1 protein-coding gene is annotated in these 503 nt (G+C 66.2%); it reads left to right on the top strand.

The features are described 5' to 3' along the window. The coding region (locus tag M3B01_RS14570; protein WP_259793269.1) for a transposase at positions 1-503 on the top strand (503 nt) is incomplete at both ends.

The raw sequence follows: 503 nt of genomic DNA, 5'->3' as shown, positions 1-503 counted from the left end.
GCCCGCCGCGCCCGAGGGCGTGCTTATGGTGACCAGCGACGCGCACTCCGGGTTGAAGCACGCGATCAAAGCCGTGCTGCCCGGCGCGTCATGGCAGCGCTGCCGGGTCCATTTCGCCCGCAACATCACCCAGACGCTGGGCTCTGCGCGCTCCAAGCCCGTCAACGCCCTGGTCTCCACGATCTTCGCCCAGACCAGCCCGGAGACCGTCCGGGACTCGTTCCAGCAGGTCACTGCCTCGCTCGAGAGCTCGTTCCCGAAGATTGCGGCGATGCTGAAGGACGCCGAGGCGGAACTGACCGCGTTCGCTGCGTTCCCGATCGAGCACTGGCGCAAGATCTGGTCGAACAATCCCATCGAGCGTGTGAACCGTGAGATCAAGCGCCGCGCAGACGTGGTCCAGATCTTCCCGGGCCGAGACTCCGCAACCCGCCTCGTCGGGGCCGTCCTCCAAGACCAGCACGAGGAATGGCAGTACGGCGAGCGTCGCTACATCAGTGACA

Origin of the sequence: Brachybacterium sp. p3-SID957 (assembly GCF_025144775.1) — a bacterium.
Taxonomy (GTDB): domain Bacteria; phylum Actinomycetota; class Actinomycetes; order Actinomycetales; family Dermabacteraceae; genus Brachybacterium; species Brachybacterium epidermidis.
Note: the sequence above shows the minus strand (reverse complement) of the source record. Positions and strands in the feature narration are given on the sequence as shown.